The following is a 22,422-nucleotide window of genomic DNA, read 5'->3' on the forward strand; positions in this document are numbered from 1 at the left end:
CCCATTCACGGAGGATATTTTTATATGAAGAAGATACTTTTTTCTGTTTTTGTTTTGGCAGGCAGCTTGCTATTGGCTTTTAATTTTGCCGGTGAAGCGAGTGCTAAAACGAAAAAAGTCAGCGGCTATATCACTTGGTACAACGGAGTGGGCAAAATCGGCGCTGACGGCAAGAGGCTCGGCCATTGGGACTGCGCCACAAAGATGGGCTTCGATGTTCCGAGAAAAGGCACAAAAATAAGAGCCTATTCAAAAGCAAAACCGCACAAAGTCATTACAGTCTATAAATATGATGTCGGCAGAATGCCGGGCGCTGTTTTGGATGTAAGCCCGAAAGCTTTTAGAGCTTTGGGATTTCCGACAAGCAAAGGAAAGGTAGCCGGACATTATACATATAAAAAATAGGAGAAATGAAGCAAGAAAAATCGTTTTCTTGCTTCTTTCAATTGGCGGGGTCGAATATGAAAAAAGTTTCAGTTGTTTTGTTGGCGGCAGTCATTTTAGCCGCAGGCGCATTTGCGGCCGTCCGCTATTTCGTCCCGGAAAAAGCGGAGCCGGCAAAGAGCGGCGGTTCAGACCTGCTTGTATCGATAACCGATCAGAAGCTGATGACCGCTTACTATGAAAATCAAAATAAGCTGTATGAAGAAAAGATGACGGATTATCCGGCTATGGCATTAGACCGGAAAAAACGAATTCTTTACTATACAAACACCGATAACAGCAATGTGAAGCATTTGATCAGGCTGGATTTACAGTCGGGCAAAAAAACAACCCTATATTCAGGAGATGAATATGTCGACGGGCTCAGTTTATCGGCGGACGGTTCGAAGCTGTTCATGAGATACAACCTTGTGGAAGAGAGGAATTTTCACCTTGCTTCCTTTGATTTAAAACAAAAGGCGTTTCATGTCATCTATCCATCGTTGAAAAACAAGGACGAAACTGTCAGCTACTATCAGTACAACAAAGCTGACAATCAATTCGTTATGCTGCATTATTCATTGAAGGAAGACTATCAAAAAACAGATGATGCGAACAACAAAGGCGTGCCGCCCGAACCGACGAATATGAACATTTCCATGGCGGGTGTGAAAGATCGGCAAAAGGTGAGAACGATAGCAAAATTTATCAATGACGTGGCAATTTCGCCGGATGGAAAAACGATTGTCTTTACAGAATCGGCTGATGATCAGAAGGCGATTTATGCGATGGATGCCGAAACGAAAAAATACAAAGCGATCATTTCAGATCAGCAGGCATTTTCATTGGTCGATTCAGCACAGCCGCAATTCTCGAAAGACGGGAAAAAGCTTTACTTTCTCGCTGAAGCAAAAGATGCGAAGCTGCTTGAAGATGAAACGGGGAGCGAAGCAAGGGTGAGAACGATCTATTCGTATGATATGGATACGAAAAAAGTGAGCAAAGCCTGGGAAAAAACAAACGGGATCATCAACACCTTTACGGTCATTGACGAATAAACGGGCACCAGCCGGCACAAACAGACTGCGCCGGCTGTTTTTTTATGAGCCGTTTGCCTGAGACGCTGCAGCAGAGCTTGTCATAATGGCGATTGCTGCCGTCTGCTGTGCTTGAATAACAGCTTCAAGCGTTTGATAAAGCCCTGTATCCAAAAGCGCCGGGTCTTCCGTTTTTTCGCTCATGTACAAGTTGACGGCCGTTTTCAGATTCATGTCTTTCTGCCACCTGAACAGTTTATCGCTGTTCAATGCGCCTGCCATGATAGTGATGGCATCTATGTCTTTTTCGCCGTTCTCAAGCAGCGCGAGCAGTCCGATTTCCGGGTAATGGACAGGCTTTGGTCTTTTATGCTTTTTTGTCAATTCATCGTATATCCGGAGGGAGCGGGCGACAAGCTGATCTGAATCCTGCTCCGGCATAAGCGAGAGGATGTGGCTGAGAAACTGCAAATCGTTCCCTTTGCGAAAACCCGCCTGGTTAAGCTTTTGGTAAAACGCTTCGATATAGTCAATCAGTTCACCTGTCTCCATATCTGAACCGGCCAAAAGCACGGAGAGCGGGTAGTCGCCGGCAGATGTTAAAAAAACGTGCTTGTCCTTCATTCCTTTGTAAATAGACAAAGCCCGATTGATTTTGCTGTCATGATCATGCTCATCACGGTATTTTGTCAAAAGAATAAGAGCGGACAAATAAGTGAAAATACTTTTTTTGAATCCGTTGCCGGTCATTTTTTCATAAAGAGTGAAAAAAGGTCTGATATGCGTTTCAGGTTCTTCGAAGCGTACGTCAAACATAGCGGCAAAAGTGTAGCGATGGGCTGACCTCAACGGCGAAAATGTACCGGCGGCCTGTTTGACAGCCTCACTCAGCTTTAAAAACCGTTCTTTATCAAAAGGCCGCTTGTTGACGACATACATGGAAGCAATCATCATTAATGTCCGCTGATCTGTGACTTTCCATTTTAAATCGCTTTTTAACTCAGAGTAAATTGCTTTATATTGATCCAATCGCTGCTGCAGTTTAGCAGATGCCATTTATCTATCTCCTTCCTAGGTTTGCGTGTTTTTGTATATACGAAACAAAGGGAAATAAGTTTCAGGGATTTGGCATCATATCGGGCTTCTGCTTAATAATATGGAAAAGGATACAGCGCAGCAATAAAAACAAACGGGAAGATCCTTCTCCTGAACCGCCTGAATCGTCGGCGCGGATATCCGTAACCGCCGTAAAACTGCCTTTCATCTGTCACGTCTTCGGGAATGAGGACAGATGCTTCCTGACGGTTCACCCCTTCAAGAATGCCGTGAACAGAACTGCCGTCCTTCATTTTCAGCACGACGTGATAGTGCATGTATTTGCGGCATAAATCGTGCAAAGACCTTTGATGATCATGGGGCATCGAGCAAGCGGCATCTTTCGGAACACTCATATTCCTTTCCATCTCCTTTTAGATACATGGTATTCACCCGATGGATGAATGTTCCGGTTTGAAGCGGTGAAGCCGTGATTTTATGTAAAAAAGCCGATTATCATATATGAATCGGCTTTAAAGATCAACGGTCAGCACTTCATTCTGCGGCATTTGAAGCGGTCGTCATCGTCATCAGAAAAGCACTTTCTTTTTCTGCATTTGAACCGGTCATCGTCAGAGCTGCGGGTTTTATCCGTTTTATCCGCTTTAGCTGTTTTATCTGTTTTATTCGTTTTATCTGTTTTATTACTATCCGCCGAACGCCGCGCTTTCATTGACTGTCTTTCTTTTTCCCGCTCAGGGCTGTATGGATCGTAATTGTCATAGTACTCTTCGTAGCTGCTCATTTTGAGGCAATCACCGCCTTTGGGTCATGATATGATAATGTATTATAAAGAGGGGCGTTTTGCCTGTGCATATATAACGGTTTTTCGTGCTGTTAATAAGCTGATCAACTGACAAAATTCAACATTGAATAAAGGATTTTTCGTTTCAACCGCTAATATTATATGTATCAACCATTTTTTTACGGCTGCGCCTGCCGGTGCTTGCGGAAAGCATTCAGACGGACGGCCTGATATGATAGAAGGAGCGGAATGCCGATGAAACGATCCGGAAGTGAAGGAGAGTACTTATGAAAAATAGTAGAAAAAAAGAGATCTTATCGTGGGTGAAAACACTTGTCATCGCCGCAGCGCTTGTGATGGTTTGCCGCTATTTTCTGTTTACGCCGTCAACCGTTTTGGGAGATTCAATGTATCCGACTTTAGAGGACGGCAACATGGTCATGGTTAGTAAGATCAGCGATATTCAGCGCTTTGATAAAATTATTTTTCACGCGCCTGATTCGGATGAAAACTATGTGAAAAGGGTGATCGGGCTCCCGGGAGATACGATCGAAATGAAGGATGATGTCCTTTATATAAACGGAAAAGCATACGATGAACCTTATTTAAAGAAAAACAAGCAAAAGCTGACGCTTCATGAACATTTAACCGATAATTTCACATTGGAGAAATTAACAGGTGAACAAAAGGTGCCGGAAGATCACTTGTTCGTGATGGGGGATAACCGTCAAAACAGCAAAGACAGCCGCTTTTTCGGATTTATCACAATGGACTCCGTTGTCGGCAAAGTTGAGTTCCGTTATTTCCCTTTCAATGAGATCGGCGGAATAGAATAGAAAACAAAAAGGCTTCCCATGATACCTAATGGGAAGTCTTTTTGTTTGTCGCAAAGTCACCAAAAGTGGTTTAAACCAAGCCGCTATGCTTGAGCACGGCGGCAATTCTACTATTCACTTAAATTTAAATTAGAGCCAGTTTTTGATATCGCAGTTGCAGAATTAGGTCTCTCTGAATTATAAGGATTGCCTTTAATTTGGTATAAAAGCCTGTTTAATCGCTGATTACCCAAACAAAAATAACTAAAAAATCCTCGATTTAACAATTTAGTGTATGGTACTCTTTAAACATGTAATCAAAAAACTATCTTTTTCGCTCCAAAGCAACATACCGTATTTCTTGGTTTGTTTTTTAGTTGTTCTAAATATTTTTTATTGTTATCGCAATTCTTACGTTGTTTGCTGCAATGATTGAAGTACTATATTACATAAATTCTGATAGGAGGTCATTATGTTTAATAGACAACAGATAGATCATCTGCTTGAAGAAAAAAAAGGAGAGCTGAAGAAAAAGTTCGGAAGTGGTTTTATCGCAGTTTTCTATATTTCTATTCTTCTTTCCATATGTACGTTTTTTATAGAATACAAATATTTTCTCATTGTATTATTCGCACCCACTATTATTGTCATGTTAATCAACCCTCCTTTTTCCGAAAAAAAAGGGGTGTTTCGTTTCATTGCCGGCCTTTATTTGCTTTTATTGGCACTGGCAACATACTTTTGGCTTCGAGCATAAACAGTCCGGATATAAAAAACAAAAGTGGCTTCAGCCCGCGGAGAAAAGGCGAATTTACGTTTAACATTGCTGCCAAAATCTCAAAAATCCGGCGACTTGACTTGAAAGAGTCCTCATCGCCAGAAAACAGAATGAATTGCATAAAAATAGGACAGAATATAAAAGTCCGACCTATTTTGTCAACGATCTGAAAGGCTGCCTGCAGTTAGGATGGGAAGCCTTTTTAGCATTTGCGCATTTTGGCGAGCGGACGGTTTGAACAATTATCTGGACAGTGAAATAATGAAATAAGAAACTGGCAACAAGGAGGATAAGCAGATGAAAGTGTTTGTAGTGGGGGCGAACGGACAAATCGGGCGCCGTTTGACGAAAAGTTTGAATGAGAGCAGCGAACATCAGGTCAGGGCAATGGTGAGAAATGAAGAGCAGGCGCAAGCTTTGAAACAATCGGGAACAGAAACAGCGCTCGCTAATTTAGAAGGCACCGTTGAAAGCATCGCAGAAGCGGCGGAGGGCTGCGACGCGATTGTCTTTACCGCCGGCTCAGGCGGCAATACGGGCGCTGACAAAACGCTTTTGGTCGACTTGGATGGGGCGGTTAAAACGATCGAAGCCGCCGAAAAAGCAGGCATTCGCCGCTTTATTATGGTCAGCACATTGCAGGCACACCGCCGTGAAAATTGGAATGAAGCGTTAAAGCCGTATTATGTCGCCAAACATTATGCGGATCGGATGCTTGAAGGCAGCGAATTAAACTACACGATTATCCGTCCGGGAGGCCTGTTAAACGAACCGGGCACAGGCCGGGTGAAAGCCGCGGAAAATCTTGAGCGCGGAACGATTCCGCGTGAAGATGTGGCCGATACCATCTTGGCGGCGCTCACCGAGGAGCACACATTCCGTCGTTCGTTCGATTTGGTTTCGGGTGATCAAACGCCCGCCGAGGCGCTGAAATCTATATAAAAGGATTCGGGGAACCTGTGGTCAGAAGGTTCCCCGGCGTTTTTACAGAAGTGGGATATAGATGGTCATCTTCATCTCGTTCGGCGGTACGGAACGGCACACATCAGTCACTTCAAAGTCCGGTCCTTCTGTTCTCTCGTAATTGGTATTCATCAGCCATGATCCATAGATGTATCTTCTTGTGTTCTGCACTGATTCAGTCGATCCGTTTACATGAAATACGGCGTATTTGCCGCCGGAAATTTTCGTATAGATAAGCGGCTCCGGCACTTCCCCGGCTGCTGTTTCGCGAACGGCTTCCCCGATAATAAATGAGAAACCTCCGTCATCCTGGAAGCGGCATGACAGCCCGTAACACATATTCGGATCCGTTTTTTGAGGAATTTGCATAAAGTATCCATTTCTGCCGAAATCGTTGTAGAATTTCGGGATATCTTCGAAATACTTTTCATCGTTTAAATTTGTCCGGTACTCATATCCGATCATATGTATGTCGTTTAAATGAGTGATGTGCGGCTTTGGGATGTTCATATCTCCAGTCATCCTTTCTTTATATTCGAGGAAATTAATTTTAGATTGAAAATCAAGCTTGACCTTCGCTTTGCGATACTTGGCCGGAGTGATGCCGAAGTACTGTGAGAAAGCCCTGCTGAAAGCTTCTTGTGAGCCATAGCCGAAATTGATTGCAATGTCGAGAATGGAACGGTCTGTTTTCTCAAGCAGAAGCGCAGCTTCAGACAGACGCCGGTTGCGAATGTATTGATAAACGGAAAAACCGGAGATCGCCTGAAAAAGCCTTTGAAAATGAAATGGGGAGAAACACGATTTAGCCGCAATATCCGTGATGTTTAAATCGTTTTGAAGGTGTTCTTCGATAAACTGAACCGCGTTTTGAATTCTTTCGTAATCATTCATATTCATCCACAGCCTTTACGATTTGATGATCCTATTGTACAGGATCAAGCGATGGTTTTTTTGATGATTTGTGCTTTTTTAAAAGCCTCCAAATGCGGAGGCTTTTTCTTATTGATGACGAACATCTGTCACTTCAAGAGGGCGCATCATATCGTAATCTTCGTGCTCAAGGATGTGGCAGTGCCAAACATATCTGCCGCTGTACGGCGCAAAGGTGGCGATAATGCGCGTCACTGAACCCGGGGGTACTTTGACGGTGTCTTTCAGCCCCTTTTCATTCGGTGCCGGAGGAACTGCCGGACCGGTAAAAACAAGTTCTCCGTTTTCCTGATACCGCTCGATATCAAACGGCCGGTGGTCGAGAATCATAAATTGAACAAGATGTAAATGGATCGGATGGATCGCCCTTCCGGCATTGATGATCGACCAGATCTCAGTGCTGCCGAGTGCGGGTGTTTCGGTTACCGGTTCATGCCACTTTGTGTTGTTTAAAAGCAGAACAGGTCTTCCATATTGGTCAACGGCCGCGCCCAATGACAGATTTCTGAGGGCATTGATCTTGTGTCTCCGGTAAAATGGGCGCTTTCTCAATATTCTCGGCAATGAACTTGTATCTTTTTGCTTCAAAGGTTTTGAGATGCGGAATTGCATGATGTCGGCATCAGTATCGGGATCTGCGTCTTGTCCGCCGCAGCCGATCCGGTTTTTCAGTGTCACGGTTTTTCCTTCTGCTCGTGAAAAATCAACGATGATATCGCACCTTTCAGCCGGCGCGATCACCAGTTCATTGACTTTGACCGGATGCTGCAGAAGACCGCCGTCCGTGCCGATTTGATGACATGTGATGTCATGATCGAAATACAGCTCAAAGATTCTCGTATTGGAGGCGTTCAGTATCCGAAAACGGTATTTTCGGGGTTCCAGTTCAGCGAAAGGCCATACCTTGCCGTTGACTAAAATGGTATCACCGCAAAAAGCCGGAACAATCGACGGGTCCGGAAGATCCGGCGAAGGGTTGTCAGGCTGCCGCGGATAAAACAATGAACCATCTTCATGAAATGATTTATCCTGAATCAAAAGCGGGATTTCATATTCTCCCTTCGGCAAGTTCAATGAACGCTCTTCCCTGTCGCGAATAAAATATAAACCGACAAGCCCCGCATATACATTCAGCCTTGTGATGGCCATTGCATGGTCATGATACCAAAGAGCTGTAGCATCCTGCTCATTCGGATATTCATACACCTCCCTTTCAAAGAAAGGGCCTTTTGCATGGAAGTCTTTTGTGTACCAAGCCTCAGGATATCCGTCGCTGTCAGCAGGCGTACAGCCTCCGTGCAAATGAACGACCGTCTTCACTTCATGTTCGTGATGGCCGTCATCGTGAAGCGTATGGTCGACGGGGAGAAAATGGCGATCCGGAAGCTTATTTAACCACTTGACTGCGACTTTTTCGTGTTTCTGCACTTCGAAGGTAGGGCCGGGATAAACTCCGTTATATCCAAACAGCCGAGTCGGCGGCAGATCGCGGTGAAGCTGCTGCTGAAATTCTTTCATGGTGACTTCATAATAGGTCATTTCCTTGCTTTTGCTTTGGGGTTGAAGCACTTGCGGAATGGGGAGCCGGTCAACGAATTTTTCAAGTTTCATGTTTCACCTGTCCTCTTTTGTTCTGATGAAAAGATCATTACATTATAAGACGGGTTGCATGGTCTGGTTCCTCATGATGAGAATAAGAAACGCAGTATGTGCTGAGTATGTTAAAAAATAGAATCGATCATTACAAGAAGATGAACAAAATATTTCCTGACGATTAAAAATCGCCTTGAGGCGTGATTCGCGGAGGAAGAAAGGCGGGGATGATGGTACATTATGTGTAAACCCTTTCTTATGGGGCGAAGCGGTCTGAAAGGAGATACCCGTGTTGCAGAAAAGAATAGAGTGGATTGATGTTTCGAAAGGCGTGGGAATTATATTGGTCGTATTGGGCCATACACCGACGCCGGATTGGCTGAAAACGTTCATTTTCGCATTTCATATGCCGCTGTTTTTCTTTCTGTCCGGCCTCGTTTACCATGATGGGAATATGACTTTTACATCTTTTCTCTTAAAAAAAATAAAGACGCTCCTTTTGCCGTACTTCATCTTCTCCGTTCTTGCCTATTTATTCTGGGTTCTCGTCGAGAGGCATTTTACGTTCACCGGCAGTTCGGATGTCGACCCGGTTGTACCGTTTAAAGGGATTTTTTATTCGATGCCTGATGACTACATGCTGACACACAACCCGGCGCTCTGGTTTTTAACATGCTTATTCATCGTTGAAATACTGTTTTTCATCGTGAAGAGATGGGGGAAAGGCAGACTGTTTATCGTCATAGCCGTATTGGTCTCAGCCGCTTTAGGCTTTTTGAATTATCAATATCTCGGCATCAAGCTGCCGTGGAATATTGAAGTGGCCCTGACCGCCATCGTCTTTTATTCGGCCGGTTTTCTGTTGAAAAATAATCTGAAAGAGATGAGAGACCGAAGAATGCTGCTGCTCACGCTTCTTTTATTCATCGCGGTCGGCTGCTTGCAGACCCTGAACGTCAGAGTGGATATGAGGGCCAATGAGTACGGAAACATGGCGCTCTTTTATATGACCTCATTTCTGGGGACGGCAGGCGTCATTTTCAGCAGCTTTCACCTTGAAAAAGCAAGGCTTCTCCAATTCCTCGGCAAAAACTCGCTGATCATTCTCGTACTGCACTATCCGGTCATCAGGATGCTGAAAGCCGTCGTCTACTACTTCACACAGGTTTCCCTTGATGAGACATACGGCTCCCTGTTGTGGAGCGCGCTTTACACCGGCATGACATTGCTTGTAATGGTGCCTTGCATCTTTTTGTTGAACCGGTATCCGATCGTACTTGGGCGGAAGAAATGCAATTAAAAAAACTTGCAAAGTTTTCTTTGCAAGTTTTTTTGAATTATTTAAGGTTGAAAGTAATCTTTTTGTCATTCCAAAATTCAGGAGTGTAGATAACTTTATATGTTTTGCTCTTTTTAGTCTCGAAAGTGATTGTTCCAGATACCTTGCCGTTTGGTGTCAGATTTCCAGAAGATAGGTCGTTATCATCTGATGGTCCAAACGTATTGTGCGTAATTTGTCCATCTTCATTTTGAATTTGAAAATCGAGCGGGTTATAGGAAATATCTTTATCGCTTTTATTTTCTATGTTAAGTGTTGCAACTACATATTCATTACCGTTGTTTGGTTTGAAATATTCATTGCCCATCGATTTTTTAACGTTAGTAACTGTGATGTGTGTGCCGTCAAGATCAGCTGTTTCATTTAAACCGAATTCAGTTTTTTCTTTGGCATCGTCATTGCTTTTTTCTTCGCTAGTTTTTGCGGCTGTCGTCTTTGCGCTGCTTCCGGACGATTTGCTCTCTTGAGTAGAAGAGCCGCTTGAAGCGAACATCATGACGAATACGATGGAGCCAATAATCGTGACATAGAACCACCATTTTTATAGACAAGGCCTTTATTCCCGCCGCTGAACAATGCTTTACATCCGCCGATTAAAAGCAGGATAAGCGGAACGATATATGCCAGGCTGACGCCGACAGTTCCTCCTATTGCAGCAGCGATATAAAAAGGTTGCTATCTGCGCTGGCCATTGTCGGTGCATGTATCGTAATGTCCACCTCATAATCTATGTAATAATGTCTGAAACATAATAATCCAAAAAAAGGAAAAAGTCTATTTTATTATGATATTTTAATCGTCAGAGCTTTAAGGACTATTTTCGACTTTTTTAATATCGTTTAAATTTTGAGTTTGTTTAATGTTTTTCAGAAGAATCATTCATGGATTCTAAAGAAAAAATATTCTGAAAGAAGAAACCGTCCTTTCCATCCTATGACGCTTGAATAATTTGAGGTTTTCGAAAAATCCTTATATAGAGCGGGTTTTAACGGTTTTGACCAAACTGAAATTTGTTTCCTTAAATAAAAAAAGTTCTACTCTGACTATATTTCTGCAAGAAGTGAATCATGTTTCTATAGACTCACTCAAGTTTTGCTTTGTATGATTAAAAGCGAAAACTCGGATGGGAAAGGAAGCTTTTTATGGAACGGTATGATGAATTAAAAAAAGGTGAAACCGGGGCATGGGTCAGCATCATCGCTTACCTTGTACTGTCGGCTGTTAAATTGGCCGTCGGGCTTGCATTTCACTCCGAAGCCCTCAGAGCCGACGGACTGAACAATACAACCGATATTATCGCCTCATTAGCGGTGCTGATCGGCCTCAGGATTTCGCAGAAGCCGCCTGATGAAGACCATCCGTACGGACATTTCCGCGCTGAGACGATCGCCTCGATGATCGCTTCATTTATCATGATGGTGGTCGGTCTTGAAGTGCTGTACAGCTCGGGCGAAATGCTGTTTAATCCGAAGGAAACGACACCGGACATGATTGCGGCCTGGACGGCTGCAGGCAGCGCCGTCGTGATGTTTTTGGTTTTCCTCTACAATAAAAGGCTGGCAAAAAAGGTGAACAGCCATGCCCTCTATGCAGCCGCCGCCGATAATAAATCAGATGCCTATGTCAGCATCGGAACATTCGCAGGCATCTTTGCTTCGCAATTTAACCTTGCATGGGTCGATACGGCAGCCGCGTTTATCATTGGATTAATCATCTGCAAAACGGCTTGGGGGATTTTTAAAGAGGCGGCCCATTCCTTGACGGACGGATTCGATATTAAACATATTTCAACCTATAAAGAAACGATCCGGAAAGTTCCCGGCGTCGGCAACATCAAAGATGTAAAAGCGCGTTATTTGGGCAGCGCCATCCACGTGGAAATTATCGTGGAGGTAAGGTCAGATCTCAACATTGCAGAAAGCCATGACATCGCCGATGAAATAGAGAGAAGAATGCAGGAGGAGCACTCGATCGTTCATTCCCATGTTCACATAGAGCCTTCTAAAGAAAAATAAAAAGCGGTCACTGACCGCTTTTTTTTACTTTCATCACTCATCACTCTGTAAATTCGAAATGAAAAAAGACAAAATTCTATTTTCCGCCAGTCAGTTGTTTTCTGGGAGCACATCGTTTATGGTAAAGTTAAATAAATTCGATTCGTCAGCAATGAGGAGGAAGAGGATGTCATACGAAGAAATGCTGCATCCCGTTTTGGGAAAAGTAGCTGATAATATTGACAAAGTAATGGTAGGAAAGAAACATATTGCCGTTTTAAGCCTGACTGCCATTCTTGCAAACGGACACGTTCTGCTGGAAGACGTACCCGGCGTCGGAAAGACGATGATGGTTCGCACCCTGGCAAAATCAACAGGCGCTGAATTTAAAAGAATCCAGTTTACGCCTGATTTACTGCCTTCAGATGTAACAGGGGTTTCCATATATAATCCAAAAACGCTGGAATTTGAATACCGTTCAGGTCCGATTATGGGGGACATCATCCTCGCCGATGAAATCAACAGAACATCGCCGAAAACCCAGTCGGCGCTTCTGGAAGCGATGGAAGAAGGAAGTGTGACAGTAGACGGTGTGACAATGCCGCTCTCAAAGCCTTTTTTTGTGATGGCCACGCAAAACCCTGTCGAGTATGAGGGGACATACCCGCTGCCGGAAGCTCAGCTTGACCGCTTTTTATTCAAGCTGAGAATGGGATATCCGACAGTCCGCGAAGAGCTTCAAGTGCTCAATCTTCAGGAAAACCGCAGCCCCATTGAGGAAATTGAGCCTGTCATAGAGAAGGAAGAGCTTGCCGCATTTCAAAAAGAAGCTGAAAAGGTGTATGTAGACGCTGCGATTAAAGAATACATTGTTGGGATCACCCAAAAAACGAGGAGTCATTCCGCCGTTTATCTCGGGGTGAGTCCGCGCGGCTCAATCGCCTTGATGAAGGCGGCTCAGGCGTTTGCATTTTTATATAACCGCGATTATGTCATTCCTGATGATATTCAGTATTTGGCGCCTTTTACCCTTGCGCACAGAATGATCCTGCGGTCAGAGGCGAAATTTGAAGGAAAGCGGCCTGAAGCTGTCCTTCAGGACATCATGTCAAAAACCGAAGTTCCCGTCGGAAGGCCGATGAGCAGCTGATGAGAGAGCGCATCGGTCTTGTGATGTACGGATGGAAGCTGTTTATTCTGTTTCTTCTGTTTGCTTCAACGTTTTGCTATGCGATGTTTCAAGGGGGATTTGTCAGCTGGTTTCTGTTCTACTCATTTCTCCCCTTTGCGCTTTATGCTTTCCTGTTTGCTTTTTATCCGCTGAAGAACTTGACAGCGGAGCGGAGGCTGAGCCAAGGGCAGTATAAAGCCGGTGATCAATTGGAGGCTTTCGTCGTGCTGAAGAGAAAATGGCCTTTTCCGATCATGTTTATGATCGTGGAAGACTGCCTGCCTGATTCGCTGGGGAAAAACAGGGGTTCGGCAGAGGCCAAACAGCTTCTCTTTCCTTGGTTTAAAAAAGAAATTAAAATGGCGTACACGATCGATTCGGTTCCGAGAGGAGACCACCGTTTAGCAAAAATCAGAGTCCGTACAGGTGATCCGCTCGGCCTGCTGGAAAGGGAATGCGAGATTCAATTGGAAGCTTCCTTTCTCGTTTTGCCTTCCTATCAGGAGATCGCTTACCGCGCCAGCGGAGGCTCTTATGACGAGCATGCAGGCCGCGTTTCAGAGCTTCGCCGCAAGGACAGTACACTGGCGTCAGGTATCAGAGAATATCAGCCGGGCGACCGTTTTGCATGGGTCGACTGGAAGACGTCAGCCCGCCGCAGCCAGCTGATGACGAAGGAATTTGAGCAGACGAAAGGGGATGACCTGCTCGTCTTTATGGATCAGTCCCCGTCTGAGGCTTTTGAAGAGATCGTCACGTTTACCGCTTCCATCATTCGTTCGGCAATGCGGAGCGGGACGAATGCAGGGCTTGTTTCCATTGGTAAGGAGCGGAATGTCTTCCCGGTTCGGCAGGGGGAAGAGCAGCTGAGAAAGCTGTTCTACTACTTGGCGATTGCCGACTGCAATGCAGTCCAGCCGTTTCACAGTCTGATAGAGGGGGAATTGGGACATTCCGATATGAGAAAAGCCGTCAAATATATTGTGACAAGCCGCATCACGATCGAACTGGTGCAGGCTTTGAAGAAACCGCTCTCCGGCGGGCGGCCCGTCATTTGTTTGGTGAAGAAAAAAGGCGGAGATCTATCAAGCGAGGAAAGCGCGGCTGTCCAGCATTTAAAAGCGCGGGGAATCGAAGTAAACGTCATTTACGGGGAACATTTTTCCCGGGGTTTGGCTGAAGCGAGGTGAGAAAATGTTGTCCGGGGGAAAAAGAAACAGGTTCGGTTTATTGCTTTTTTATGTGCTGACTTTTTTGCTGCTGTGGGAGTGGCTCCGTCCTTTGCAGTATTTTACCGATACGGGGCACACCGTCTTTTTTATTTTATTTATCGCTCTTGTATTTTTGCTTACATTTTTTAAGGTCCCTTGGTTTATCAGATTTCCGGTCAGCCTTGGCTTCGTTCTGTTTGCACTGCACACGATTTTTTACGAAGGATCGGTGTTTTCACCTTCATGGATTGCCCTGTTTTTCCAGGATTTAAAGCGAAATTTCTCCTATATTTTCTCCGGCATGTGGCGGGATATGTCGCCGTTGTTTCGGACGCTGCTCTTTTACGTCCTTCTTTGGCTGCTCGTATACTTGCTGCACTACTGGGTGATCTATCAGCGCAGAATTTTATTCTTTTTTATTATGACCGTTGTTTATGTCGCGGTGATCGATACATTTACGCCGTTTGACGCGTCATATGCGATCGTCAGGATCGTGCTGATCGGCTTTTTGCTTCTCGGCCTGCTGTATTTGGAACGGATCAGGGAATCAGAAGCGCTCAAATCCTCGAAATCGCGGTTTGCCAAATGGTTTGCACCGCTCTTATTGATGACTGCCGCCGCCGTGTGCATCGGCGCGGTCTCGCCAAAAGCCGATCCCGTCTGGCCTGATCCGGTGCCGTTTCTGCAGACGGCTGCGACCGGCGATTTTGCTTCCTCAGGCAGAAGCAAAGTCGGCTATGGAACGAATGATGAGGCATTGGGCGGTCCATTTTCAAAAGACGATACATGGGTATTTACATGGCAGGGAAATGAACGAAGCTATTTCAGGGTGGAAACAAAAAGCCGCTATACAGGAAAAGGCTGGATTGAAGACGAAAAATCAGGCGCATCCATTCAGCTTGAAGAGGATAAACTGGATTACCAGTGGTACGACGAAAGCGTGAAGACCGAAACGCGCAAAGCGATCGTCGATATCGATCCCGCTTACCGGTACGATCATGTCCTGTATCCGATCGGGACGACCGAAATCAAGCTCAATAATTTCTTTGTGCCGCTCCGCATGAACTTAAATACGGAGAAAATAAAACCGGCCGGCAAGACAGGCGCGGACATTCAGAATCTGGAAAGCTATTCGGTCACCTATAAATCACCCGTCTTTGATGTCGATCAGCTGAGGAAAGTCAGCTTGGAGTCGGAGGGGAAATGGGCCAGGAGCCATGAGAAGTACCTGCAGCTTCCCACTTCCCTTCCCGACCGCGTGAAAACATTGGCGCACGATTTAACGAAAGACGAAGATAATATATATGACAAAGCGAAAGCGATTGAGAAGTATCTCGGTTCTTCCGAATTTTCTTATGAGACGGAAGATGTCGCTGTTCCTAAAGGAGACCAGGATTACGTCGATCAGTTTTTATTTGAGACGAAAATCGGCTACTGCGACAATTTTTCCACGGCTATGATCGTACTGCTGCGGTCGGCCGGAATACCGGCCCGCTGGGTGAAAGGCTACACATCCGGTGAATATGCAGGAACGACGGCAGACCGGAAACGCACGATGTACGAGGTGACAAACAACAATGCCCACTCCTGGGTTGAAGTGTATTTTGAAGGGCAAGGCTGGGTTACGTTTGAACCGACGAAAGGCTTTTTAAATCCCGAGCAGCTCGTTGAAGAGTCCAGCGGTCAGCAAGCCGGCGCGGCTTCTGATAAAAAAGAAGATGATAAGAAAAATGATGAAGGCCAGCGTCCGCAGGATGCAAAAGAACAAGACAACAAAGAGAAGCCCGAATCCCAGGCAAAGCGTGATGCCAAAGCCGATTCCCATGCCGGAAGCGATGATGCAGACCGTACTCTTTTGACTGGTGCGGCCGTACTCGGTCTGTTGCTGGCGTTTGCAGCGGTGCTTTACTATACAAGGGTGAAATGGATGCCGCACATCATCATCAACAGGCTGAAAAAACGGCGTGATGAAGCGGTTTTCTTTAAAGCCTACGACGAACTGCTCCGCCAGCTGAAGCGCCAAGGCATGCAAAAAGAAGAAGGCCAGACGCTGCGCGAGTTTGCGAAGACGGTTGATGAACGCTTTCAAAGCGGGGACATGACGGCTTTGACTCTTCAATATGAACGGGCTTTGTATCGAAAGGAAGACGCCGCAAAGCTTTGGAATGATTCGGCTGAGTTATGGGAAAATTTAATTAAAAAGAGATAGTCTTGACCGCTTTCAGTCGTATTGTTAGAATAAGTGAATATTAAAAACCCTTATATATTCTTGCTGGCAGGCTCGGCGGCTTATCTATCGGACAAGCCGGGCCTTGTCCCGTGAATGGGGGCAGGACGGCCGTGTGTCTGCCGCCATTTTTTCTGTGCAAAAAGACAATTTGATAAAGAGGTGACACCATGACGAAGTTAGTAAATGAAATGATTCTTGTGTTGGATTTTGGAAGTCAGTACAACCAGCTGATTACCCGCCGCATTCGTGAGTTTGGTGTATATAGTGAATTGCATCCTCATACGTTGACGGCAGAGGAAATCAAAAAAATGAATCCGAAAGGAATTATTTTGTCCGGCGGTCCGAACAGCGTTTACGACGAAGGATCTTTCCGCTGCGACGAAAAGATTTTCGAACTGGACATCCCTGTTCTTGGAATTTGCTACGGCATGCAGCTGATGACGCATTACCTTGGCGGAAAAGTAGAAGCGGCAAGCCAGCGCGAATACGGAAAAGCAAACATTCATATCGAGGGTGAACCGGATCTGTTTAAAGATCTTCCAAACGAACAAGTCGTCTGGATGAGTCATGGTGATCTAGTTGTTGAAGTTCCAGAAGGCTTTACCGTTGATGCGACAAGCCATCATTGCCCGAACTCAGCAATGAGCAAGAAGGATAAGAAATGGTACGGCGTTCAATTTCATCCGGAAGTCCGCCATTCAGAATACGGAAACGACCTTTTGAAGAACTTCGTTTTCGGTGTTTGTGAATGCGTCGGCGAATGGTCAATGGAAAACTTTATTGAGATTGAAATGCAGAAAATCCGCGAAACAGTCGGCGACAAGCAAGTACTGTGCGCGTTGAGCGGCGGGGTTGACTCCTCTGTCGTTGCGGTCTTGATCCATAAAGCGATCGGCGACCAGCTGACTTGTATTTTCGTAGACCACGGGCTCCTTCGAAAAGGTGAAGCGGAAGGCGTGATGAAAACGTTCAGTGAAGGCTTCAACATGAACGTGATCAAAGTGGATGCGAAAGATCGCTTCCTGAACAAGCTTAAAGGCGTCTCAGACCCTGAACAAAAACGCAAAATCATCGGTAATGAGTTTATCTACGTGTTTGACGATGAAGCGGAAAAACTGAAAGGAATTGACTTCCTTGCACAGGGAACGCTATACACTGACATTATCGAGAGCGGAACAGCGACGGCTCAGACGATCAAGTCGCATCACAATGTCGGCGGCCTTCCTGAAGACATGCAGTTTGAACTGATCGAACCGCTGAATACGCTCTTCAAAGACGAAGTGCGCGCGCTCGGAACCGAGCTTGGCATCCCTGACGAAATTGTTTGGCGCCAGCCGTTCCCAGGTCCGGGCCTTGGCATCCGCGTTCTTGGAGAAGTGACGGAGGAAAAGCTTGAAATCGTCCGCGAATCAGACGCGATCCTCCGCGAAGAAATCGCCAAAGCTGATCTTGAAAAAGATATTTGGCAATACTTCACCGTTCTTCCTGATATCCGCAGCGTCGGCGTCATGGGAGACGCAAGAACTTATGACTATACGATCGGCATTCGCGCCGTGACATCGATTGACGGCATGACATCAGACTGGGCGAAAATTCCTTGGGATGTCCTTGAGAAAATCTCGACACGGATCGTCAATGAAGTGAAGCACATTAACCGCGTGGTTTACGATATTACGAGCAAGCCGCCTGCAACAATCGAGTGGGAATAAGAAAAATGCCTCAGCCGCATGAAGCTGGGGCATTTTTTATTGGTGGAGCAGTAGATTGGATGATATAACGCTTATATCTTCCGTTTTCATCGCCGCAGCCGCTGTGCCATGAATCTTCCGATCACAGAGTGACAACCGAACAAGGCATTAAAGTCTACGATACAGTTCAAACGGTGTTCGAAGCGCGGTCTTGTCGGAGGATATGACGCGGAAACAGAATATCACGCTAAAAAAAGAGCGTGTTTTATTTGAATTGAAAGAAAACCGTGGATTGAGCCCCTTCAGACCACGATCAGAATTTGGAAAAACAACGAACGAAGCGAACATTAAAATCATGAATGTTCGTTTTTTTGTATTGTGTTCAACGTTAGATATTGCTACAATAGTATAGTAATTTAAAAAAGACTTGTCGTATAATCATGGGGATATGGCCCATAAGTTTCTACCAAGCTACCGTAAATAGCTTGACTACGCTTGTATACAATATTTTATCCGTGAAAAATCATTTTTTCAGTATGAAATATGCCGTAGTCAAGCGTCCCGCCAGTTGGGGCGTTTTTTGTTTAAAAGCAAAGGTTTATGAAACAATAAAAGCGACAGACAAACGAGAGGAGTATACCATTTTGAAGCGTTACTTTCAGTTTGAAGAATTGGGCACAAATTATCGGAGAGAAATGATCGGCGGACTCACCACATTTTTGTCCATGGCATATATTTTGATCGTCAACCCGCTTACCCTTTCTCTGGCGTCGGTGGAAAATTTCCCGGATGCATTGAGAATGGATCAAAGCGCGGTCTTTACGGCAACTGCGGTTGCAGCAGCCGTCGGTTGTTTTATCATGGGGCTGCTCGCGAAGTATCCGATCGCTCTGGCGCCCGGAATGGGGCTTAACGCATTCTTTGCATTCTCAGTCATCCTGAATATGCAGATTCCTTGGCAGACGGCTCTTTCAGGCGTTATGGTTTCCGGACTTATTTTTATCGTTCTTTCGCTATCCGGTTTAAGGGAAAAAATTATCAATTCGATTCCTTATGAGCTGAAAATGGCTGTCGGTGCGGGGATTGGCCTGTTTATCGCTTTCGTCGGTTTGCAGGGCTCCAAAATCGTCGTATCCAACCCGGATACGATTGTGTCGTTTGGGAATATTCATTCAGGTCCCGTTCTTTTGACTGTTTTCGGACTGATCATCACTGTCATTTTAATGGTATTGCGCGTCAACGGCGGCATTTTCTTCGGGATGCTGATCACGGCGATTGTCGGCATGATTTTCGGACAGATTGACGTTCCTGACAAAATCGTCGGTGCCGTTCCTAGTCTTGCGCCAACATTTGGACAAGCCTTTATCCACCTTCATGATATCTTTACGGTGCAAATGCTTGTCGTCATTTTAACGTTTTTATTCGTCGACTTTTTTGATACGGCCGGTACTTTGGTGGGTGTTGCATCACAAGCCGGTTTGATGAAGGATAACAAACTGCCGCGCGCGGGAAGAGCTTTGCTTGCCGATTCTTCCGCAACTGTGGCCGGAGCGATCCTTGGTACATCGACAACGACCGCTTATGTTGAGTCAAGCGCCGGGGTAGCGGCCGGAGCGAGAAGCGGTTTTGCGGCGATTGTAACCGGCGTTTTGTTCTTGCTGTCGCTGTTCTTCTCGCCCGTACTCAGCGTTATCACTTCACAAGTGACGGCGCCTGCTTTAATCATCGTCGGCGTGCTGATGGTGGCGAATCTCAACAAAATCGACTGGACCAAATTTGAGATTGCGGTGCCCGCATTCTTCACGATGATCGCGATGCCGCTGACATATAGCATCGCCACCGGAATCGCGATCGGATTTATTTTCTACCCGATCACGATGATTTTTAAAGGCAAAGCAAAAGAGATCCATCCGATTATGTACGGACTGGCTGTCGTATTTATTCTTTATTTCATTTTCTTGAAATAGGCTGTAGGAAAAAGCGCTTGTTCATTTGAACGAGCGCCTTTTTTTATTTCCAATTCATCAAAATCGGAACCTTCCGCCTTCGTTTTTCGTCATATATAAGGGCTGCTGCATCTATGATAAAAAGAGGTTTGTCTTGACTGTTTCACACAGCTTATGTAATTTATAAAAGTGCTTTTCATTTATGTAAAGCTTTTGAATAGAAGAGGAGTTGCTTATATGATTGAAGAACATCACAAACGAAACGAAGATGATATAGAACAAGAACCTGCTTCGAGGATGTCGAGGAATTCCCGGAAAAAAGCGAAGAAGAGCAAGGAGACGAATCCGTCTGCAGCAAAAGTCAAATCGGTGATGGAGAGTGTGATTGCCGCTTTGTTCCGTTATTTCAGCTTTGTGCTCGATATTTTAAAGTCCCCGGTGCGCACTGCACTTGATTATGACCGGTCTTATTTTAAGTATTCCGTTATTTCAATGACGCTTTTAGCTGTTTTCTTTTCGCTCGGCAACTTTTATCAGCTGCTTGCGGGCCGGGGGAGAATTCTCGGGTTCGGCGTGTCGGTGCCGTTTATGGAAGTGTTTTTGGTTGTGTTTATCTACTGCATGGCTTTCATGTTTTGGATGGCGGCAGCGAGCTGGGCTGTATCGAATTTTATGCTCAGGTATAAAGCTTCATTTTTCGATATCACGGCAAAGTACGGCTCTTTACTGGTTCCGTTTATCGTCCCCGCCGCTCTGTGGATGATTTTCGCGATTATCAACTTCACGGCCGCGACGGTGATTCTCTCGATCGTCATCTTTATGGGATTGACCTTCGGCACTTTTACATTGATTCAATCGATTTATGAAAAAAGCGAAAAACCGCGGTTTGACCTGATGTACTGCGTGTTTACCGTCTTTTTGCTTGAATTGGTATTCGTTGGGGCAACTTGGAAGCTGGTGGGCGGATACTTGCTGTCCTCGCTTATCCCTGTATAAGGAGATACAGCCGGTTCTTTAAGAAGAACCGGTTTTTTCTTAACATTAATTCTGAGTTGACTCATAAGAATAATATGTATTATATTGTAACCAATCATACGAACGGATGGGGGAGTGATCGATGGCTAACTTTCTTCGAAAAGCTGTAAAGCAAAAAAAGGAGTATTTAATCAGGCAGCTCGCAAAATCAGGACGGCTGGACAATTTGAAAGACCTCTCGTCATACACGCTGAGCGATTTGGAAAAGGAACACCGGAAGCTGCACAAATTAGATGAAGTTCGTCAGCGGGATCATAAACACCAGCTCTAAGGACGTTCATTTGAACGTCTTTTTTAATGGCGTTTAAATGCTTTGAAACCGGCAGAAAAAGGGTAAACTGATGGAAGTGAGCAATGTCGAAAAATTTTGTGGTGAAGCAGGGCCATTACAGGATTGTGTATGGAGAATTTCTCTAGTAGAATATGATTGCTTTGCATCTAAAGGAGGGATTTCAATTGCTTCACTCAGCACTATTGAACGGTGTGATCATGGTTGGAATTATTCTGGTTATCAATATTATATATGTAACGTTTTTAACCCTTCGCATGATACTGACTCTAAAAGGCCAGCGGTATCTCGCCGCTTTTATCGGGACAATCGAAATGCTTGTTTACGTCGTCGGGCTGGGTCTTGTTTTAGATAATTTAAATCAAATCCAAAACGTGATCGCTTATGCGGTTGGATTTGGAATCGGCATCATCGTCGGCACGAAAATTGAAGAAAAGCTCGCTTTGGGCTATATTACCGTTAACGCCATTACGAAAGAGCTCGATTTGGATCTGCCGAAACAGCTCAGGGAAAAAGGCTACGGGGTCACCCATTGGGTCGTCGGCGGACTTGAGGGAGACAGAACGGCGATGCAGGTTTTGACGCCGAGAAAATACGAACTGCAACTGTACGAAACGATTAAATCAATCGATTCAAAAGCATTTATCATTTCCTACGAACCGAAGACGATACACGGCGGATTCTGGGTTAAAGCCGTAAAGAAAAGGAGAATTAAAGAATAATGACAAAGCCGAAAAAAAAGCGCTTTGAAGTAACGGAAGGCGAAACGATCGAAACCGTGTTGACGAAGATGCAGGAAGAAGGCTATACACCGGTGCGCCGAATGGAGGAGCCGGTCTTCAAAGAAACAAAGGAAAATGGAACGATTCAGGTTGTTCCGTGCGGAAGAAAAATTATATTCGAAGGGAAATTGCTCTAAACCCGAACATTAGACCAACAAAATATACTATCGTTCGATAATGTCGTTGACATTATCACAGTCCGTTGTTAAGATAAACATGACATGAAAACACATCCTCATATAATCTTGGGAATATGGCCCATAAGTCTCTACCCGATGACCGTAAATCATCGGACTATGCAGGAAAGTGGACAATAAACTGACATGGAGATCGCGAGAAGCGGACTAACTGACGA

At 45.1% G+C, this 22,422-nt stretch carries 22 protein-coding genes and 2 riboswitches; of the genes, 16 read left to right on the forward strand and 6 right to left on the reverse strand.

Annotated elements, in window-relative coordinates:
- Nucleotides 1–24: 24 nt before the first annotated feature.
- Both H7F26_RS09815 and H7F26_RS09820 read left to right on the forward strand, forming a co-directional pair.
- Nucleotides 25–405, forward strand: coding sequence for an RlpA-like double-psi beta-barrel domain-containing protein (locus H7F26_RS09815; RefSeq protein WP_009329156.1), 381 nt, complete (start codon nucleotides 25–27; stop codon nucleotides 403–405).
- A 56-nt stretch (nucleotides 406–461) separates the two neighbouring features.
- The gene (locus H7F26_RS09820) at nucleotides 462–1,481 is read left to right on the forward strand and encodes a PD40 domain-containing protein (protein WP_061565918.1); all 1,020 of its coding nucleotides are present in this window, start codon (nucleotides 462–464) and stop codon (nucleotides 1,479–1,481) included.
- A 42-nt stretch (nucleotides 1,482–1,523) separates the two neighbouring features.
- On the opposite strand, the gene H7F26_RS09825 is transcribed toward H7F26_RS09820, so the two are convergent.
- From H7F26_RS09825 to H7F26_RS09835, 3 genes are all read right to left on the reverse strand, one after another.
- Nucleotides 1,524–2,516, reverse strand: a complete 993-nt coding sequence (locus H7F26_RS09825; protein ID WP_003179478.1) for a DUF4003 domain-containing protein — start codon at nucleotides 2,514–2,516, stop codon at nucleotides 1,524–1,526.
- A gap of 92 nt (nucleotides 2,517–2,608) precedes the next feature.
- The gene (locus tag H7F26_RS09830; protein WP_003179483.1) at nucleotides 2,609–2,911 is read right to left on the reverse strand and encodes a hypothetical protein; all 303 of its coding nucleotides are present in this window, start codon (nucleotides 2,909–2,911) and stop codon (nucleotides 2,609–2,611) included.
- A 131-nt stretch (nucleotides 2,912–3,042) separates the two neighbouring features.
- The gene (locus H7F26_RS09835) at nucleotides 3,043–3,300 is read right to left on the reverse strand and encodes a hypothetical protein (RefSeq protein ID WP_003179485.1); all 258 of its coding nucleotides are present in this window, start codon (nucleotides 3,298–3,300) and stop codon (nucleotides 3,043–3,045) included.
- Between the two features lie 287 nt (nucleotides 3,301–3,587).
- Here H7F26_RS09835 and lepB point away from each other — a divergent pair, with 287 nt between their 5' ends.
- The 3 genes from lepB (at nucleotide 3,588) to H7F26_RS09850 (ending at nucleotide 5,835) form a co-directional block, all read left to right on the forward strand.
- A complete protein-coding gene (gene lepB / locus H7F26_RS09840) occupies nucleotides 3,588–4,136 on the forward strand; it encodes a signal peptidase I (RefSeq protein ID WP_003179488.1) in 549 nt (182 codons plus the stop codon).
- Nucleotides 4,137–4,587: 451 nt separating this feature from the next.
- Complete coding sequence (locus tag H7F26_RS09845) at nucleotides 4,588–4,872, forward strand: hypothetical protein (protein ID WP_003179490.1); 285 nt, start codon at nucleotides 4,588–4,590, stop codon at nucleotides 4,870–4,872.
- A gap of 318 nt (nucleotides 4,873–5,190) precedes the next feature.
- Nucleotides 5,191–5,835, forward strand: a complete 645-nt coding sequence (locus H7F26_RS09850; RefSeq protein WP_003179492.1) for an SDR family oxidoreductase — start codon at nucleotides 5,191–5,193, stop codon at nucleotides 5,833–5,835.
- Nucleotides 5,836–5,877: 42 nt separating this feature from the next.
- Here the strand turns inward: H7F26_RS09850 and H7F26_RS09855 are convergent, their stop codons facing one another.
- Complete coding sequence (locus tag H7F26_RS09855; protein ID WP_003179493.1) at nucleotides 5,878–6,756, reverse strand: AraC family transcriptional regulator; 879 nt, start codon at nucleotides 6,754–6,756, stop codon at nucleotides 5,878–5,880.
- Between the two features lie 102 nt (nucleotides 6,757–6,858).
- Nucleotides 6,859–8,400: a multicopper oxidase family protein gene (locus tag H7F26_RS09860; RefSeq protein WP_003179495.1), complete on the reverse strand. Its 1,542-nt coding sequence runs from the start codon at nucleotides 8,398–8,400 to the stop codon at nucleotides 6,859–6,861.
- Between the two features lie 271 nt (nucleotides 8,401–8,671).
- Between H7F26_RS09860 and H7F26_RS09865 the strand changes: the two genes are divergently transcribed.
- Nucleotides 8,672–9,682, forward strand: a complete 1,011-nt coding sequence (locus tag H7F26_RS09865; protein ID WP_009329151.1) for an acyltransferase family protein — start codon at nucleotides 8,672–8,674, stop codon at nucleotides 9,680–9,682.
- Nucleotides 9,683–9,719: 37 nt separating this feature from the next.
- On the opposite strand, the gene H7F26_RS09870 is transcribed toward H7F26_RS09865, so the two are convergent.
- Nucleotides 9,720–10,217 (reverse strand): DUF4352 domain-containing protein, encoded by a 498-nt coding sequence (locus tag H7F26_RS09870; RefSeq protein ID WP_011201574.1) that lies wholly within the window; start codon nucleotides 10,215–10,217, stop codon nucleotides 9,720–9,722.
- 646 nt (nucleotides 10,218–10,863) lie between these two features.
- On the opposite strand from H7F26_RS09870, the gene H7F26_RS09875 reads away from it, so the two are divergent.
- The 10 genes from H7F26_RS09875 (at nucleotide 10,864) to H7F26_RS09920 (ending at nucleotide 22,204) form a co-directional block, all read left to right on the forward strand.
- Nucleotides 10,864–11,736 carry a cation diffusion facilitator family transporter gene (locus H7F26_RS09875; RefSeq protein ID WP_003179506.1) on the forward strand — a complete coding sequence of 291 codons (873 nt, stop codon included), beginning with the start codon at nucleotides 10,864–10,866 and terminating at the stop codon, nucleotides 11,734–11,736.
- A gap of 166 nt (nucleotides 11,737–11,902) precedes the next feature.
- A complete protein-coding gene (locus H7F26_RS09880) occupies nucleotides 11,903–12,865 on the forward strand; it encodes an AAA family ATPase (protein ID WP_061565912.1) in 963 nt (320 codons plus the stop codon).
- Nucleotides 12,865–14,076 carry a DUF58 domain-containing protein gene (locus H7F26_RS09885; RefSeq protein ID WP_003179510.1) on the forward strand — a complete coding sequence of 404 codons (1,212 nt, stop codon included), beginning with the start codon at nucleotides 12,865–12,867 and terminating at the stop codon, nucleotides 14,074–14,076. Before H7F26_RS09880 ends, H7F26_RS09885 begins: the two co-directional genes overlap by 1 nt.
- Before the next feature lie 4 nt (nucleotides 14,077–14,080).
- A complete protein-coding gene (locus H7F26_RS09890; protein WP_003179513.1) occupies nucleotides 14,081–16,306 on the forward strand; it encodes a DUF4129 domain-containing transglutaminase family protein in 2,226 nt (741 codons plus the stop codon).
- Between the two features lie 188 nt (nucleotides 16,307–16,494).
- On the forward strand, nucleotides 16,495–18,036 hold the full coding sequence (gene guaA / locus H7F26_RS09895; protein ID WP_016886474.1) for a glutamine-hydrolyzing GMP synthase: 1,542 nt from the start codon (nucleotides 16,495–16,497) through the stop codon (nucleotides 18,034–18,036).
- Nucleotides 18,037–18,425: 389 nt separating this feature from the next.
- A riboswitch (purine riboswitch) is annotated at nucleotides 18,426–18,527 on the forward strand.
- Between the two features lie 132 nt (nucleotides 18,528–18,659).
- Nucleotides 18,660–19,982, forward strand: coding sequence for an NCS2 family permease (locus H7F26_RS09900; RefSeq protein ID WP_011197610.1), 1,323 nt, complete (start codon nucleotides 18,660–18,662; stop codon nucleotides 19,980–19,982).
- A 216-nt stretch (nucleotides 19,983–20,198) separates the two neighbouring features.
- Nucleotides 20,199–20,957, forward strand: a complete 759-nt coding sequence (locus H7F26_RS09905) for a hypothetical protein (RefSeq protein WP_003179521.1) — start codon at nucleotides 20,199–20,201, stop codon at nucleotides 20,955–20,957.
- 121 nt (nucleotides 20,958–21,078) lie between these two features.
- On the forward strand, nucleotides 21,079–21,267 hold the full coding sequence (locus H7F26_RS09910) for a hypothetical protein (protein ID WP_016886475.1): 189 nt from the start codon (nucleotides 21,079–21,081) through the stop codon (nucleotides 21,265–21,267).
- 152 nt (nucleotides 21,268–21,419) lie between these two features.
- Nucleotides 21,420–22,007 carry a DUF2179 domain-containing protein gene (locus H7F26_RS09915; RefSeq protein ID WP_392387324.1) on the forward strand — a complete coding sequence of 196 codons (588 nt, stop codon included), beginning with the start codon at nucleotides 21,420–21,422 and terminating at the stop codon, nucleotides 22,005–22,007.
- Nucleotides 22,007–22,204 (forward strand): NETI motif-containing protein, encoded by a 198-nt coding sequence (locus H7F26_RS09920; RefSeq protein WP_003179527.1) that lies wholly within the window; start codon nucleotides 22,007–22,009, stop codon nucleotides 22,202–22,204. Before H7F26_RS09915 ends, H7F26_RS09920 begins: the two co-directional genes overlap by 1 nt.
- A 78-nt stretch (nucleotides 22,205–22,282) precedes the next feature.
- A riboswitch (purine riboswitch) is annotated at nucleotides 22,283–22,385 on the forward strand.
- Nucleotides 22,386–22,422 lie beyond the last annotated feature (37 nt).

This window comes from Bacillus sp. PAMC28748 (genome assembly GCF_014250415.1).
GTDB classification, from domain to species: domain Bacteria; phylum Bacillota; class Bacilli; order Bacillales; family Bacillaceae; genus Bacillus; species Bacillus licheniformis.